Source organism: Legionella pelazae (genome assembly GCF_052527395.1).
The window spans coordinates 516,132-532,143 of sequence record NZ_JBNVZS010000001.1 but is presented as its reverse complement, the minus strand read 5'-3'; the positions used below and the strand labels follow the sequence as shown (position 1 = coordinate 532,143).

The window sequence follows — 16,012 nt, the reverse complement described above, 5'->3', positions numbered from 1 at the left end:
AGTGATTTTAACTTTGTTGATTTTTTTAAAATGGCGCGCCCGGAAGGATTCGAACCTCCGACCTCCTGGTTCGTAGCCTGATTGGTTAAATTAAATTTTGTTATAAATCAATGCCTTGCAATGTAACGATTGTAGCAGCTACTGCCTGAAACTGCCTGATTTTAAGTGATTTCAGCGGTGGTTTGTTACAATTTTGCTACACTATTATTTTAATAATTAAACTAATTATTAAAGAGAAATAATTTCGTAATATATTTATATTGTCGAGAAGAAAATATGTACATGCTCTTCCTGGCGAAAATAGTTAACTGAGCTCGTTGATGTGTTTCCAATTACACCTTACTTCGCGTTAGAAGAAATAGGTTTTCCAAATAATTGGAAGAGTCAAAGTTTATGGAGTAATAGTTAAATAAGTTTATAAATATTGGCTCGTAATCAATAGGTCAGCAGTTCGATTCCGCTCAACGGCATAGATATAATAAGCTTTCTTCTCTAAAAATCAAATCTTAATAATCCCTTGGATACACTTAACAAATCGAGCTTCAATATGCATTAAAAAACTTTAACATTAATTTAATATGTGCTTTATAAGCTTAGCAACATTAGTATTCTAAATAGATAGACCTAAATAAGCCTATCGGGTCAATTTTCTTAACAGTTTTATTTAAAGGCATAAAACGTGTAATTTAGCCTTTTTGTTATAATTACTTTATAAGCATTTTCTAAATGGAATTATAATGCTCAACTCATATGATATTATTTTACCTAAACAACTAGATCTTGCTGGCACCTTAACCTTCCTTGAATGGCTAGCTAATTTGCCTGAAGCTGAAAAATATATTTTTGATTTCAAGAATGTAGCTTGGGTAGAGCCTTTTGCACTTATTTGCTTAGCAAACCAACTAAAATTTCTACGGGAATCAAAAATTGGCTCCGAGTTTAAAGCTGTTAATTTTCAAGAGGGAGAAGCTAACTCTTATGCAGCTCATATGGGATTTTTCAGAGCATTCGGTTTGCAGCATGGTAAATTTCCTAATGAGGCTAGCGGAAATGATAATTATAATCCAATCAGAATCTTGAATGTTAAAACTCTTATTAGAAGAGCAAGAGATAATAAGATACGTATCGAAGAAGAGTTAGATATTTATGCAAGAGATATGGCATGTAAGTTAATACGTAATAATTCTAATGAAATTATTAAAATTTTAACATTTTCGATACGAGAAATGTTGAGAAATATAATAGATCATAGTGATGCTTCTAAGCTAGCATTCTGCCTTCAATATTCGCCGAGTAGAGAAAGTGTTGAGTTTTCACTCTTAGATAACGGCTGTGGAATTAGGAATAGCTTAGTAAAAAATCCAAACCTTAAAAATATAGAAAGTGATAGTAAATCCTTGGACTATGCCGTCTTACCTGGAGTTTCAGGAAATTTCGTAAGCAAGGGCTATATCTCAGATGATCCTTGGGAGAATTCTGGATATGGCTTATATATGGCAAGTGAATTATGTAGAAGAGGTGGCAATTTTTTTCTATGTAGTAAAACTGCAGGAAAATTACTAGATGAGAAGGATGAAATTAAATTTTCTACTTCTATAAATGGTACTGCTCTAAGATTAATTTTTAACCTCTCTTCTATATCATCCATAGAAAGTGAATTATCTACTATTCGTAGGAAAGGTATAAAACTAGCTAAAGAAATTAGCTATGCAAATATAAAACCATCTTCTGGTTCAACAAAAATTTTTGATAATTAGAAGCCCCTTAAGTAGGGGCTTAATACCTTGAAAAAACATGTATCTCACTATTTGCTTCAACCGAACAATAATCACTAAGAAACAGATCACAAGCAAAAGCTTCGTAATCGAAATAACTTATTAAATTATCTGGTATCACATGGCTATAACCTTCTTCCAAAATATGCCAGGCAAAATCGATTTCAGAATCGTAACAACCTACGTAACTATTAGTTATCATGGTTTGAGCTTCTTCAAGACTAATATCTGCAATGAGCGCTTGTCCTAACTCACCATAAGTAGCTATAAATTCCGCATATTGAGTGATGTTGTCTAAGTCTTCATATTCACTGAGGTTGATGTTACCAAAACCTTCGTAATCATGAATTGCATAGTCGCTAGCGTTCTCGATTGTGCTTTGAGCTAACATTGTTTGGATTTCTCCACTTATCTCGTCTGTACTTTGATTAGCGTTAATCCAAGTGCCATGTAAAATGCCATGGTTATAAGAAGCCAGGCATGCTACATAAATGCTTGGGGTAAGCATTTTTTTCTCCTTAAATAAAAGATGCCCAAGCAAACTAAGTAGATAGCTTGCTTATGACTTAGAGAGGGTTAAAAGGGGACATTTGTTGTAAATGCTTTTTCTTGTATTGTTTCGCGCATGGCTGACATGTGTTGTTCAGCTAAGGCAGTTGTCTTTTGACTAGCTTTGGCATGTCCTAAAAACTGAATATTACTCACCACAATACTAATGGAGTGGCGATTATGGCCTTCTTCATCAGTCCAGGGATTAGAGCGAAGTTTGCCTTCAATAAAGACTAAACTTCCTTTCTGTAAATAATCAGTGACTTTAGTTAAATTGCCAAAAAAGACAAGCTGGTGCCACTCAGCGCGAGTATGCCATTCTTCTTTAATTCTGAATGATTCATTCGTGACAAGAGTTGCGGTTACAAATGTTTGCCCACTTTTACTAGTGCTGGCTTTAGGCTCTGTACCTAAGTTACCAATGAGTTGAATGCGGTTTAAAAAAGCAGTCATTATGTTCTCCTATTTTTTAATAAAAAGCGCAACAGGAAAACCTCCGCAGCAGGCAGTTGTTTTTCTGTAGTGCGGATAGACAGAGATTCAGTCAGTGGTAAGCTGGTACAGACTGTTTGAAGTCAGAAAAGATAAGGTCAAGCTGTATAATTTCTGCTAAAGACCACTGCTCACGAAATTGACGCAGAGTATTCAAGCAATAAACTAATTCAGCCAGTAAATGTTCAATCTCTCGTTCAACAGAGTTTGTTGGTTGCATGGTATCGCTCCTTTGATACAAGGAATTGATTTCCCAGAAGGGAAAGAGTCAATCCCTTTTGGGTTATGCAGAGAAAACCTCACCGATTCATCGGTTGATTTTGCCAAGTTATTAATGAAAGTAGGCGTAAGCCTTCCTAATGTAAGTGTTGAAACTTAATCCATGCATTAAATTAAGCTAAAAGCCAAATTTAATAATTTTCCCGACTAAACGTTCTGCCATAGGATTAGGGAAGAAGATGGCATTCACAGGACTAGTAAATTAGTTTCGCCAGAATTTCGCTGGCTCATCAGCTGTGCTTGTATTGATTCTAACAAGCCAGAAGTAAAAATCAATAGAGACACTCTGCATGTATCTAAATGAAGCTGTTTGATACTAATAAATTTCTAGATGCCTAGGTAGGATAAAGGTTATGCGTAGCAATAAACGCATTAAATTTTAAAAAAATTAATTAATTGTTCTTCTTGCCCTTTAGGTCAACCTTAATTCTATTCTGTTATAGTTAGCTGCATAATTATGAGGGACTTGTTACACTAATTTTCTCTAAAGATTGGAACTCATTTCTATGACATTACTACGGAGGATATATAGCATTATCTTTCTTTCACTAATTTCAGCTCTTGCCTTCAGCCAGCCTATAAAAAATTTTGGGCAAGCTAAAAAACACGCACGAATTCTTTTCGCATTTTATCGAGAAACGCTATATTGCCGTTGTAAATTTGACGCTCGTCTTCAAGTGGATTTAAAAAGTTGCAATATGCAGGCAGCAGCTAGGTTTAAGCGAGCAAGGCGAGTTGAATGGGAGCATATGATGCCTGCTGAGAACTTCGGTAATCAATTCGCCTGCTGGCGCGAGCCGCTTTGTAAAAAGAAAAACGGCAAGCAATACAGAGGTCGTGCTTGTTGCGGACGTATTGATCCTAAATTTAGACAAGCCGAATCTGAACTTTATAATCTCTGGCCAGCAGTAGGCTTAGTTAATCAAGCTCGTTCTAATTATCGTTACAGTATGCTAGAAACGCATACAACTTTTTATGGATGTCCTATTACAATCGATTCTGCTTCTCGGCGTGTAGAGCCAGCTGACTATGCTAAAGGGATAGTAGCAAGAGCAAATCTATTTATGTCTGATAAATACAGCATTCGCTTAAGTGAAGCGCAGCGTACATTATTTTTAACTTGGAATAGTCAATTTCCACCTAGCGATAGGGAAAAACAATGGGCTCAATTAATTGCGAAAATAGAGGGCTATGAGAATCCCTATATTTTCAATAGAGAAGCTGATTATTTGAATTTGATTAATAAAATGCCAATTTTCCTTAAAGAGCATGATTACTTGTTTAATATACTGCAAGTTTTATTTAAGTAATAAAAGTTTATTTAAGCTTATTATTTAACCACAATAAATTTTAGTAATACTTAGTCTTGAATGCCCAAGTTCCTGACTAATGAGTTCTCTTGCAATTCTGTCCCAATCTTTTTCAAGGAAGCTCAGCTCGCTATAGTGTTTCCCTCCTTGAATAGGACAAAGTAATCCACGGCCATTTTTGTCATAATGCTTGGTAATTTCAAGATATCTTCTTTGCGCATAAGCATATCGAAGCCCATGGCATTTGCTTAAGTTCATTTTGGCAATGACTTCATGATAGTGAGATAAGTGACTTTTATAAGATTTTTTATGCGGAATTAAAGAATGGCCACGGGGTATTTGTCCCATTGCTTTAACTAACCACTGTCTTTGCTGCTCACTAGTTAGCTGAATAATGCGGCCAATACCTCCTTTAGTCCAGCTAGGTTTAATTACTAAGTCTTTTCCTTTCCACGCCTCGCTAATTATAATTTTTATTGATTCTTCGCGGCGAAGACCAAAAAGAGATTGAGCCTCTAAGGATAAACGAATCAGCGGATCTGGACATTTCGTGAAATCGACATTATTTATTACTTTATTATATTGAGGGGCATAGTGTCGCTTGTTAATTTGATAAGCGCAGTTATCTGACTTAACTAATACAGGCTTTTTTAAGACAGAGGCTACCTTACGTAATTTAGACATATAGTTCTTAATCGTAGCGGGATTTTTATTTTGTTTTTTCCAATGTTCAACCAAGATGTAGATATGTTTTGGTTTTAATCCTTTGATATGTGTTAACTTATAGCCAAGCTCATGTAAGTCTTTGATGCAGCGATTAAGCATGTACTTCATATCTGCTTTACTGGCGTAAGAGTAGTTGTGAATTTTTTTCAGGCATTCATGAATGGAGTACTGAGCATTTTTAAGTTTAGTTTTACTCATTAAGATATCTCCATAACGAATCGCGGGACTTGATGCCCATTTCACTACGAATTAACCAATAGGTTTTATACTTCCCTAATAACGGCAAAAGATATTGATACATCTGTTTTGCATATAAATAGCGCCATGATTTCTTGAGTGGTAAGGCATATTTTTTCAATTCTTTTCGCCAGGCAAATTTGGTTTCTTCATAACCGTTAAATTCAGCAATAGATTTTCCCTGAGTTAGTTGCCTAATTTCAGAGAGAATAGTTTCTTGTGTTCCATTGCGAATAGGAATAGTTCTATCCAAAGAACTAAAGGAAATATTGCGGGTTATCCAAAGGCTATCGTGTTGAATATTAATTTCAGGTTTTATGTAAATAGCTTCTTGAAAGGTAAGGCCGAATTCTGTTTGAAGCGCCATAATTAAGCGTGGTATCTGTATGTCCCACACTTTCCAATTGTCATGCTGAAGTTTTAGTTTTCTGCGGCTTTTTCGGATTTTACTCAGTTGTAACGATTTATTATCTATATTAGTTAATGAGCAATCAATGCTTTTTAAGTAACGCCTGACTATGGTCATGTGATTCATAATCGTGCCAGCTCGTAGTTTACTTTTTTTCCAATAAGCGACTAGTTTATGAATATGGTGTGGTTGAAGTGCGTTCCAGGATGGTGGCACATCACCAACAGTGTACAAATCATCTATCATCTTGTGAATGACATAAGCCTGCTGTTTTCTTTCTTTATAGCTGCCTTGACTAGCTAATTTTAAGTATTGATTGGCAGTTTGTCTTAAGCTGTATTTTCTCATCATCTCATTCGCTATCAATAAATATTTGCCCTGTCTTTGGTTTAGTGTTGGTCGAGCGGCTCACTCAAAGATGAAACCTGGCCAAAGCCATAAAGCTCGAAGTAGGGGGCAAATCAATCGTTATAAGGCAAACGAGTTCGCCTAATTACAGTTTTTAGAGTTATTTCCTCCTTGTTTAATGATTAAAGATAGTGACAAAACAAAGGGTCTTGTCATACAAGTCCATGGTCAAATTGAAATTGACTTAAGCTCCCGTGGGAGTTTTCCTGCCGAATGACAGAGTATCCTAGATGGGTTTCCCGACTTAAACGTCCAGCCACAGAGTTAGGGAAAGAGGTGGCTTTGCATAATACGTCAGATGACGTTTCGCAGAATTGCACTGGCTCATCAGTTATGCTGATTTCAAATTAGCAAACTGGTGCTTGCTTCGCAAGAGATTATAGAAAGAATTTTGTCCAATCCCGGTTGGCGGGATCAGACAAAATGGCTAAAGGTGTTGATTTTACACGGTAAAATCAAGGTTGTTTTTCTGCGTCACTGCAGTGAATTTGCAGTGACGCAGGCTATCCAATAATATTTTTGAACCATAATATCAATATTATTGATTTGATTGGCGATTACTTATGTGCCATAAATTTCTGATTGATATTATATTTAAAGGATTAGTATGCATTTATTTTTATGGTACTTTGAGCTACCTTAATTCGCAGTTAATTCTTAAAACATATAAAACAAATTTTACCAAAATTCAAATGAATAATTTCGTATTTTACCTGTGACTTATATTGTTATTTATATGCAGATTTGGAACTCCAAACGGAATCAAAGGTATTATTCGAGTTGATAAATCAGATAATTTTATTCATTGGGTTGGAGACTTAATTCTCATGAAGATTATGTTGAGGATCAGGGAAGTGAATTTAAAACTAAGGGGTATTTTTATGGTAGTTAGGTTATATCAAAAATAGATAAAGGTCAGTTAATAAGATAGCTTTTGTTCTGCATAATTTTATATACTATATTGAATAGGGATGGTTTCATATGTTGAACAACTTTAAGACAAAAAAACTTTACTTTACTGTTTAAAACCGACTATAATATTTATATACCCTGCAATTCATGAAGTCCTAAGTTCCACTTAGGATATCACCTTAAAGGTATAGTGATAGCGGGGTTATTTTTTGACCTTTTTTTTGTTCTCTCATGGTCCAAATTAAAATCTGACGGGATAAAAAGCCAGTGTCTGTAAGGATCTTCCCATCTGTTACTTGGATAACCTCTATGGCTGGTTGAAGCGCCAATATTAAACCCGGGATAGATTTCTCTTATTCTGGAATTGATGTACTTATATACAGTTTCTTTTGCAATTGTTCTTTTACCTCTACATCGCTGTTCCTCAAGTTTATCTTTGTGATGATTATTCAATCTAAATTGCATGGCGCCCAATATAATATCTACAGATTGTAAAATAACATGATCATGAGAATGTACATCAGTTATATTCTCAGGTAGAAAAATTAAGCCATTACTCTTAATTTTTCTATTTTGATTGAGATACAATAAAGAGGACTTAAATAGCATTGCTTTTTCTTTTGTATCAGGGATTTTATCAAAATATAATCTTACTTGTGTTGCTTGCTGCTCTTTCTTAAAATATTGAAGGCCAAAAGCATGTTTTATAAACTGGTAGTAAAGAAGAAAATATTCATGCTCTCTATGATAACCCGATAAATTTTTAGGAACATTCCTATTTTGGGTGAACATAATTCTAATTTTGAGTTTTCTATCTGTAATTAGGTTAAATAATAAATCTATAAATTCTATATACTTTTTTAAATAATTTTCGGTTATCTTAGACCACTTAATCTCTCCATAAAGATTTAATTCAGCTTTTTTTTGTATGAGTTGGGTATTTACGAAGTCCAGATTTTTTGAATCTACTAAAGCCCCGCCGTAGAAATTAGAAAAAAATCTTCCCGATATAGTCGACTCATCGCAATAAATAGTTATTTCCTTTGGCAATTGTAACTCCGAATACTAAAAATCTTTTGACAAAAGTGTATTAAGGCTAAGGCTTAGTGGTTTATAGAAAAAATAGATAATTCCATCAATATTTACTTAGCAGTTATTGCTTCCTCAAAGCTTCTTACTACAATTTTTTTCGAAGCTTAATAATTCTTTTTTATATTCCCCTTTTGATTTCAGCTTCTTAAATTTTGTTGGTATAAAATAATATGGCCCATTATCTTTTTTAATTAATTCTTTTGCATTTATCAAGCAGGATTTATACATATCAATTTTATGTAATTTGAATGCAGCAAATGCGCAGGCAAAAGAAGCACTAGAGCTTTCTATACGTTCATTATAAGTATCCGTTAAAAATATATTAAAATACTTTTTAGCATCTGATTTATTTAGCTTGTCTGCAACATATGCTTTGGCAAGAGTGAAATAACCACCAATATTTTTATCTGTAATGGCTTCATATACAAAATCAAATTTGTCTGCATCTATAAGTAGCTCTAGCGCATCTAATTTGGATGATTGTTCGATAAGATTGTACCAATCAAATGGCGGTGCAAGTTTATCTTTGTGTTTTTTATAGTATGAAACAAGTCGCATGGAAGATTGATCCAGAAGAATACTTCTCAAAAAAAACAAGTTAGAATTTTGCCGACTATAAGTTGATTTTTTGACTTTTTTAAACAGTTCCATAAAATTATTATCGAGCTCATCTTTTAGATTTTTTATACTTCTTTTTAATAGATTAAGGTTTTCTATAAGCTCATATAATCCTATTCTATTACTGTAATGTCTTCTCATAGATGATAGCCATTCTTCAAAATTTTTTTCTTTATTATCAAAAATCATACCTGATGAAAAAAGCATCTCATTTAAAAATTTATCAAAACTATTATTATTTTTGGATTCTATTTCATTTGAAAGGGTTTCATATGATTTAAGCAAAGGGTCTTCTTTTAAAATAGAGCTCTTTTTCTCATATTTAAACCACGAAGGTAAATACTCAACCAATGATAAACTTGGGTAATGGTAAATTAGTAAATCTGGTAGACTGTGAAATGTGTTTTTAAAATTTTCAATACGAGTAGTAAAAAGTTGATTATCTCCCCAAGGCAGTCCAACAGGGACATTTGATGCTACTAAAATGGTAGAAATATTAGATTTTTTGAAAGCCTCGAATACTCTGGAAGTTCCTATAATATTTTGTTCATTTAGCGATGTGAGCATAACAACTAAATCGGCAAGATATTTGGTACAAACACCGCCTGTCTCTGTAATACCTGTCCTAGAATCAATAAAGACATAATCAGGGTTACCAAATTCACTCTCTATCTGACGCTTCATATTCTCAAGTAATATAGCACCATTTTTTTTCTCAAATATTTCGGCCCAGTTTATTGAGCATAATTTTTTCGAGTATTCTGGATCAGAGGTGTTGCCTGCGCCTACAAACCAAATATTTCCCTCCATTTCTAAACCCAGATTTTCACCTGTTATGGAGTTTACCTTGAGATCCGTGACATGGTTATTTTCAATAGCATCATATAAATAATCTAAAATCCCCCGCCTCGTATCTAAATCAACATTCTTATTATTTTTCTGCGCAATTTCATTTAAATAGGACGTAACGCCAGGTGCTTCTAAATCAAAATCTAAAACCACTACTCTATCTCCTGAAAACGCTCTTAAAAGAGCGGAGTTAACAAGGGCACTGGTCCGTCCAACTCCCCCTTTATATGAATAAAAAGTTGTGAAAAAAGTTTTAAAAGGTATCAATGCCTTGCTCCTCTTGCATGAGTGGTATTCAATAGACTCTCAAAGTGCGTTTTCTGCTTTAACTCTTGAACCTTTTCTTTGCCGATATACTGAAATTTTACTAGAAGAATATCGGATTCTAATGTTTCAGCATTTGCCATAGATGATTGAGATTGTTTAGCCGATTTTCCTGTAAAGCATTCTAAGTCAAGCAAAGTACTCGGATGATTAGCTAAAATTTTTAAGAAGTTAAAAATTTGACTACTAACTGTTTTTTTCATACTACCTATCTCAGAGAGATATACTTCAGAAAGTCCGATTTTTTTAGCAAGAGCCTTCTGTGACAGCATTGAGTTCTTTTTGATCGTCAGCAAAAATTTGGCTGCTTGCATTCTTATAGATTTTTCTAAAGCCTGATCTAATTCGGCCGTGTCTTTTCCCTGTATAAGTATTTCTCCACATTTGCTACATAACAGCGCTTTGAAACTTACCAACAATTGTACATGATTAAAATCTTTCCAGGGGAAAACAGAACCGCTAATATTAGACTGTTTGAGTTGATTGTTACAAATAGGGCAATTAAATTTTCTCATATTAAACTCCTCATGGAGAGTATTTCTCTAACACTTCTGATGCTGTTGTTAATTTCTTTTCAGTAGGATGAAATGATATATTGTACAAATATTCACCTTCTTTATCCTCAAGAATAGAAAATTTAATATACCAAGGTATCTCGCGAATTCGTTTACCATATACATCGTATACATCCCCATTTATTAGCACATTTTCACAAAAATTATTTTCAGTTAATTTGCTGACTTCCAATAGTATGAACAACTTGGCGGTGTCCGGGGTTAGCTGAAGATGCTCACTCACGCATTTAAGAGCCCTTTTAAATGAAAACAAAGGACTCTGATCATCGCGTGCTAACTTTTTTACACGCTCAAGGTTATACATGGCTGTACTAACTGACTGCATTCACACGATCATCCTTAAAAAAATAATACCTGTTATTAAACTCAGTTTAATTATAATAAAAAAACTAATTTTTGTCAAATTTACTATTAAACACAGTTTAATATATATTTATAATTAATTGATTATAAATAAAAACTTGAAATAATTGAAAGTCCGAAGAAATACAGCGCCCACTACTCTCTCTACATGAGAGAGCCAAGCTATTAATTAACCGGAAATAAATTAAATTTTTTCGTTACTTTAAGTGTGGGGAAGATATCGAAAGGGGGAGGCGTTCACCCGTATTATTAATCATGGCTTGAGGGTGATATGACTAACTTTGAATCTAGCTGCAAGCAAATAGAGAGATTAGTTCGATTTAACCTAGCAGGCTAATACGCCTAAAATTAAGCTCTTATCTGAGCATGATTTATTATACTTAAAGCCAGCTTAAAAAATTTTATAGTATAAATACTACTCATATAAGAACCTGAGAAATATCTAATTAGATAATAACAAATGGTTACAAAATAATAATTTAAAAGTAAAATAGTTTAGATTGAGATATCTTGTTAAACTAAGTTTTTAATTTAAATGGTTGGATGGTCCTTTTTTCATTTTTAGTCTTTATTGCTTTTCTACTTACTTTAGATTTTATCCGTCTTCCTAGTAAGGTAGACGCTCTTAATATATCTTGTAATTTAGCTGAGCATTTAAATTTAATTTCTGGTTTGTATAAACACATATCTGAAGTAGTAGTTTAACTAACTAGTTTTGTATAAAAATGCACTACTAGTGAGAAAAATAATTCCAGCATAAGAGGTTTATCCATAAAGTGATGATTCTCTATACTCTAATTATAAATGTAGCGAATAAAAAGGAAGATAGAAAGTAAGAGAATTACTCTACTTAAATTTATAATTCTAGATAATTTTTAGAGACATTTATTAACTTAGTCATCTATATATTTGATATAATTTTTCTGCTGCAACCTTTTTATGTCATCGTGTAAGCATATATTTAAGAAAGCAAATGGCTTTACTTAAGCTTGTTAGCTTTACTGATAATGCTTTTATTATCATCATAATACCTTGAGGTTACAGAAAGCGGTATTCTAACTTTATAGAGTTCCCCACCATTTACTAAAACAAAAGCCTGCCCCTTAGGCAAGGAAATAATATCATTCACTTCAATCATAGGTGCAGATGTAGTTTGAACCCGATCTTCATTAGTCGTATTAAAATAAACTCCATCATCTCCATGGGGTGTATCATTAACCATAGACACTTGTGTATGCCCAACTACACCAACTTGTGGTAATACTTTTACTAAAAGATTAGCTGTTTCCTCATTCTTAACTCTTAGCATAATTAAAGTATTAAAATTCCCCTCAGAAACTTCAGCTTTAGCTTTTGAGCCAAGGGCAACTTCCATATCCTGGATAGTTTGCGCATAAGCGGTTACTTGAAAGCCAGCGCCGCCTGCTTTATTTAAAATCTTTACGAAAGAATCTTGGATAATCTCTGAAAGCTCATCGCAGTGAAGATTTAGCCTGTAATGGGCATTACTTTCTTTGTAAATTTTTCCTGCTGTTGAAACTAGGTCAGATAGAAAGGCTTTTCCTACGGCTTGAGCGATATTAGGATTAGTTAAACTATCTAGGCCAATATAAATTACTTTCTTCTCTTTAATTGATTTCATCAGTTCAATTTCATTAGGGCTTTGGCTAAAAGAGAAGAGGTTTGAGGCATTACTTTTATTAATTTCAGATAAGACAGGGCCAACACTGGCAGTGATTTTGTCATAGTAATGCTTATCCATAATAGCAGCATCGTAAAGGTCAATAAGAATTTGATCGTGCAAACTTTCTACATTGCCTGTGGTAATTGTTTTGGAAATATAGTTTTTTAGAAATTCAATGACTGCTCTGGCCCTGTCTAAAGGAGCAGTATTTTTATTTTTTCGATTAGCTTTCTCAGCTGAGGTCATTAAAATGGTTTCTATCTGTGCATGATAATCTGCGTAATGCTGGGGCATAATAGTGTCAGCATAAGCCATTAAAAGTTGATCCAAGCGGTTAATATAAAAGGCAATGGACTTATAGGTAATAGGTTGTTGCATTTCTTCAAGACAAATTGCAACGATATTTATATATTTCCAAGCAAACGCTGCAAATTGTTTGCCTTCACCTTCTGCTGCAATGGCGTCAGTGATGCGTGTGGCAACTTCACTGACTTGGTCGTAGTTTTTTAACGGGTTATATTGTGCGGATAATTCCGGAAAGCCTAAATGTACGATGCGAAAATCTTTTAGTCGTCCAGAAGCCTCACAAGCGGCATACATATCACGGACTAAATCTAAATCACCTTTTGGATCAACGACAATAACGGCATCGCCATTTCTAATATCTTGATTGATTAAAATACTTGCCAGTCTTGTTTTGCCTACTCGTGTTGTACCAACGACGAATGTATGGCCTACTCGAACATCTTGAGGAATATATACTGGCGTATCTTTTCCACCTAAGCCATGTAAGTAAGGGCTTCCGCCTACAGGTGGATCGGGTCTAAAGGGATTTAATTTGGATTTGCTACTTAACCATTTTGTTACCAAATTATGCTCGTGATGTTGGCAATAGGCTCGAATGGCTTGATAGAGTTTTCCTCGTTGCATGAATGCTTCGTTTTTAATTTGTTTTATTTGATGTAAGCGTTGTGTATGGTGGGGTAACCAGCGAAATCCTCTACCTAAAAATAGCCATTTTTGAGAAAGGGGAATTTGCGTGGTTGAAAGAGCATAGTAGGGCATGGCTAGTAGACGTCGATGATAACGTTTTACCTTTAAGCCTTGAAACCCTCTCAATAAACATAAGCTGCTAAGTCCTGCTGCTGCATAGCATCCCATAGCTTGTGTTAAAAGAAAAAGATGAGGTTTATTAAAGGCTAGGAAAGCTAAAGCAGCACAGGTCATACTAGTATAAATCTCAGTAGGTTCGCGAAGCAAGTTTTCAACAGGATAATCTGTCATGCTTCTTACCTCCACCAAACTAAGGTTTCAAGGAAAAATAATATTCCTAGCAAATACCAGCGGGCGCTTAATGCTAATAGCATTTGTGCTGGTGTAATTTCATGGTTTTTATGATACAGAATAACTTGAATGAACCTAGGCCAAAGTATATAAAGTAGAAAATAGAATAACAGATGACTAATTAGAAAAGTGATTTGATAAGTTTGTAGAAAGGTTTGTAGTTCATTTAATGGCTTACTTAAGTGTACTAATTTCGGTGCAATTAATAATAGCAGGGAGGCTGGTATGATTAATTTAATTAAGACTATAATGATTGAACGTAAATAATAAAACATGGAATGTCTCCTTATGATTAAACCTATCAAAAGTTATAAATCCATGGCCTTTACGGCATTAAGAGTCCTTTGGAAAATAGCTTTTTTAACACTACAAGTAATAGCGATGTTTGCTTCTGATCGCCGTTCTAACTCACGCTATTTACCTTATCAAGCACAAGATCTTTATAAGAAAGGCCTGATAAGTGCTGCTGAATACAATAAAGCAATAAAGGGGTAATTTTTATAATCTTCCTGCACTAGCCACCTTAACGCCTGCCTTTAAAGCTTGAGCACCCGAATGAGCTACATTTTCACTATGTGTATTAGCCTCATTAATTAATCCCATAAGTCCTGCGCCTGCTTCGCCACCAAAATGACTGGAAAGCTTTAACAATAAGAATGGTGCGGTAAAATAAAACATGACTGCTATATTACGCATGGCAGATAGAGCTTCGTTTTTACCCAGTGGATCGAGTACACTGCGCTCTACAAATCCTACTAAATGCCAAAGGTATTGAATAAAGATAGCCATGATAAACAAGGCACATAAACTACCTAATGCTCTAGGACTGTAGCCACTTAATGCTAAAATTAAAGGTGTCATAATAATTAAAAAGAAATAGAGAAATGCCTGCATAATGGGTAGCGTTTGCATAATTGCTTCTCTTTTTAGTGGCGTTGCAGTCCAAGATTTTGCCCATTGGCCAGCATTGACTAAGCTATGTGTAATCACATTACCGAATGCGCCATTGGTATTATCCATTAAGTTTTTAACACTATTTGCCTGCATGTCTCGACTGTCATTAAGTAGCATTTTGGCAACATAGTCTTCAGAACTTAAGCTGGAACTCCATGCTTTAGGATGGCCAGTTTTAAAGGCTCTTACTCTATCTAAAACCGCATAGTAATTAAGGTGGTTATCAAATACCCCTGCATGATTAGCAACATCGACTAAGTCATTACGGAGTTTTAACCACCATTGATTGCAGGTTGGATAGCCTTCTTCAGGTAAATGTTCTGCATCAATATCACCACGCTTAGCTGCATTTTCTAAGTTACCATTAGGTGCTTCTTTAAAGCTAAAGCCAGTTATGGGCTGGCGAGCATGAATTTTATCGTAATACAAGGTTTGATAGACTTTTGAACCTACCCATTTAAGATCTTCTTCACCACCATATTTTTTAAGAATGTCATCTATTTTAGCTTTATCTTGAGATTCATTGTAATAACTATTTCTTGCTTCTAAAAAGCATTGACGATGGAATTTTAAGGCAGATTCTCGTATATCATTTGGTAGGTAAGTTGAAACTAAGTCGCCTTCTATGGCTTGTAGGCTATCGGTACATCCAGTTACTTTCATTAAACTATAGGTTAATCCTGACATGTAGCTCTGTAGAATGGCAAAGCCAATTGGCATTTTGACATTTGATGTTAATACATCTGCAAATGCTTCATCATAAGTTGTGCCAGTATCTCCTAGTTTAGACGCTTTAACATTGCCATCCTTTTTAACGCCACACATCGGTTTAAAATTTAAAGCTTTTTCTTCTAAGGGTACGCAAGGATAGACAAAAATTGCACAGATTAAAAATGTAACTGCTAGTTCATATAAAAAATTATTAAGCGCATATTCAGCGGCGTGGTGCGTTGAGCCTGAAGGAGCTAATACATTTTTTAAGAAGCGATAAGCTACCATTAAAAAACCTAAATATAGTAGTCCTGTTTGCCAAAGTGCATTAAAAATTACTTCATACTGTTGCCAGCCTAGATAGGTGGTGTAAAGTGATAAAGGACTAAAGACAACCATGT

General features: G+C 34.4%; 15 protein-coding genes. 3 read left to right on the top strand and 12 right to left on the bottom strand.

Annotated elements, in window-relative coordinates:
* Positions 1-818 precede the first annotated feature (818 nt).
* Positions 819-1,757, top strand: coding sequence for a hypothetical protein (locus tag ACQUW5_RS02400; RefSeq protein ID WP_444989595.1), 939 nt, complete (start codon positions 819-821; stop codon positions 1,755-1,757).
* A 19-nt stretch (positions 1,758-1,776) separates the two neighbouring features.
* Here ACQUW5_RS02400 and ACQUW5_RS02395 read toward each other — a convergent pair whose 3' ends face one another.
* The 3 genes from ACQUW5_RS02395 to ACQUW5_RS02385 all read right to left on the bottom strand — a co-directional run bounded on the left by ACQUW5_RS02395 (position 1,777) and on the right by ACQUW5_RS02385 (position 3,036).
* Complete coding sequence (locus ACQUW5_RS02395; protein WP_444989594.1) at positions 1,777-2,283, bottom strand: antirestriction protein ArdA; 507 nt, start codon at positions 2,281-2,283, stop codon at positions 1,777-1,779.
* Positions 2,284-2,351: 68 nt separating this feature from the next.
* Positions 2,352-2,777 (bottom strand): single-stranded DNA-binding protein, encoded by a 426-nt coding sequence (locus tag ACQUW5_RS02390; RefSeq protein WP_444989593.1) that lies wholly within the window; start codon positions 2,775-2,777, stop codon positions 2,352-2,354.
* 91 nt (positions 2,778-2,868) lie between these two features.
* A complete protein-coding gene (locus tag ACQUW5_RS02385; RefSeq protein WP_444989592.1) occupies positions 2,869-3,036 on the bottom strand; it encodes a hypothetical protein in 168 nt (55 codons plus the stop codon).
* A gap of 565 nt (positions 3,037-3,601) precedes the next feature.
* On the opposite strand from ACQUW5_RS02385, the gene ACQUW5_RS02380 reads away from it, so the two are divergent.
* Entirely contained in the window at positions 3,602-4,405 is an 804-nt protein-coding gene (locus ACQUW5_RS02380) for an endonuclease (RefSeq protein WP_444989591.1), read from the top strand.
* A 24-nt stretch (positions 4,406-4,429) separates the two neighbouring features.
* On the opposite strand, the gene ACQUW5_RS02375 is transcribed toward ACQUW5_RS02380, so the two are convergent.
* The 8 genes from ACQUW5_RS02375 to ACQUW5_RS02340 all read right to left on the bottom strand — a co-directional run bounded on the left by ACQUW5_RS02375 (position 4,430) and on the right by ACQUW5_RS02340 (position 14,221).
* Positions 4,430-5,329, bottom strand: coding sequence for a phage integrase N-terminal domain-containing protein (locus tag ACQUW5_RS02375; RefSeq protein WP_444989590.1), 900 nt, complete (start codon positions 5,327-5,329; stop codon positions 4,430-4,432).
* A complete protein-coding gene (locus tag ACQUW5_RS02370) occupies positions 5,322-6,125 on the bottom strand; it encodes a phage integrase N-terminal domain-containing protein (RefSeq protein ID WP_444989615.1) in 804 nt (267 codons plus the stop codon). The genes ACQUW5_RS02375 and ACQUW5_RS02370 overlap by 8 nt, the downstream gene beginning before the upstream one ends.
* 1,146 nt (positions 6,126-7,271) lie before the next feature.
* Positions 7,272-8,147: a DUF3800 domain-containing protein gene (locus tag ACQUW5_RS02365; protein WP_444989589.1), complete on the bottom strand. Its 876-nt coding sequence runs from the start codon at positions 8,145-8,147 to the stop codon at positions 7,272-7,274.
* A 114-nt stretch (positions 8,148-8,261) separates the two neighbouring features.
* Positions 8,262-9,923 (bottom strand): KGGVGR-motif variant AAA ATPase, encoded by a 1,662-nt coding sequence (locus ACQUW5_RS02360; RefSeq protein WP_444989588.1) that lies wholly within the window; start codon positions 9,921-9,923, stop codon positions 8,262-8,264.
* Positions 9,920-10,495 (bottom strand): hypothetical protein, encoded by a 576-nt coding sequence (locus tag ACQUW5_RS02355; protein WP_444989587.1) that lies wholly within the window; start codon positions 10,493-10,495, stop codon positions 9,920-9,922. The genes ACQUW5_RS02360 and ACQUW5_RS02355 overlap by 4 nt, the downstream gene beginning before the upstream one ends.
* A 10-nt stretch (positions 10,496-10,505) precedes the next feature.
* Complete coding sequence (locus ACQUW5_RS02350; protein WP_444989586.1) at positions 10,506-10,880, bottom strand: hypothetical protein; 375 nt, start codon at positions 10,878-10,880, stop codon at positions 10,506-10,508.
* A 1,017-nt stretch (positions 10,881-11,897) separates the two neighbouring features.
* Positions 11,898-13,886 carry a type IV conjugative transfer system coupling protein TraD gene (traD, locus tag ACQUW5_RS02345; protein ID WP_444989585.1) on the bottom strand — a complete coding sequence of 663 codons (1,989 nt, stop codon included), beginning with the start codon at positions 13,884-13,886 and terminating at the stop codon, positions 11,898-11,900.
* A gap of 5 nt (positions 13,887-13,891) precedes the next feature.
* Positions 13,892-14,221: a hypothetical protein gene (locus ACQUW5_RS02340; protein WP_444989584.1), complete on the bottom strand. Its 330-nt coding sequence runs from the start codon at positions 14,219-14,221 to the stop codon at positions 13,892-13,894.
* Between the two features lie 13 nt (positions 14,222-14,234).
* Between ACQUW5_RS02340 and ACQUW5_RS02335 the strand changes: the two genes are divergently transcribed.
* Positions 14,235-14,441 carry a hypothetical protein gene (locus ACQUW5_RS02335; protein ID WP_444989583.1) on the top strand — a complete coding sequence of 69 codons (207 nt, stop codon included), beginning with the start codon at positions 14,235-14,237 and terminating at the stop codon, positions 14,439-14,441.
* A gap of 3 nt (positions 14,442-14,444) precedes the next feature.
* On the opposite strand, the gene ACQUW5_RS02330 is transcribed toward ACQUW5_RS02335, so the two are convergent.
* A complete protein-coding gene (locus tag ACQUW5_RS02330; protein WP_444989582.1) occupies positions 14,445-16,010 on the bottom strand; it encodes a conjugal transfer protein TraG N-terminal domain-containing protein in 1,566 nt (521 codons plus the stop codon).
* Between the last annotated feature and the right edge of the window lie 2 nt (positions 16,011-16,012).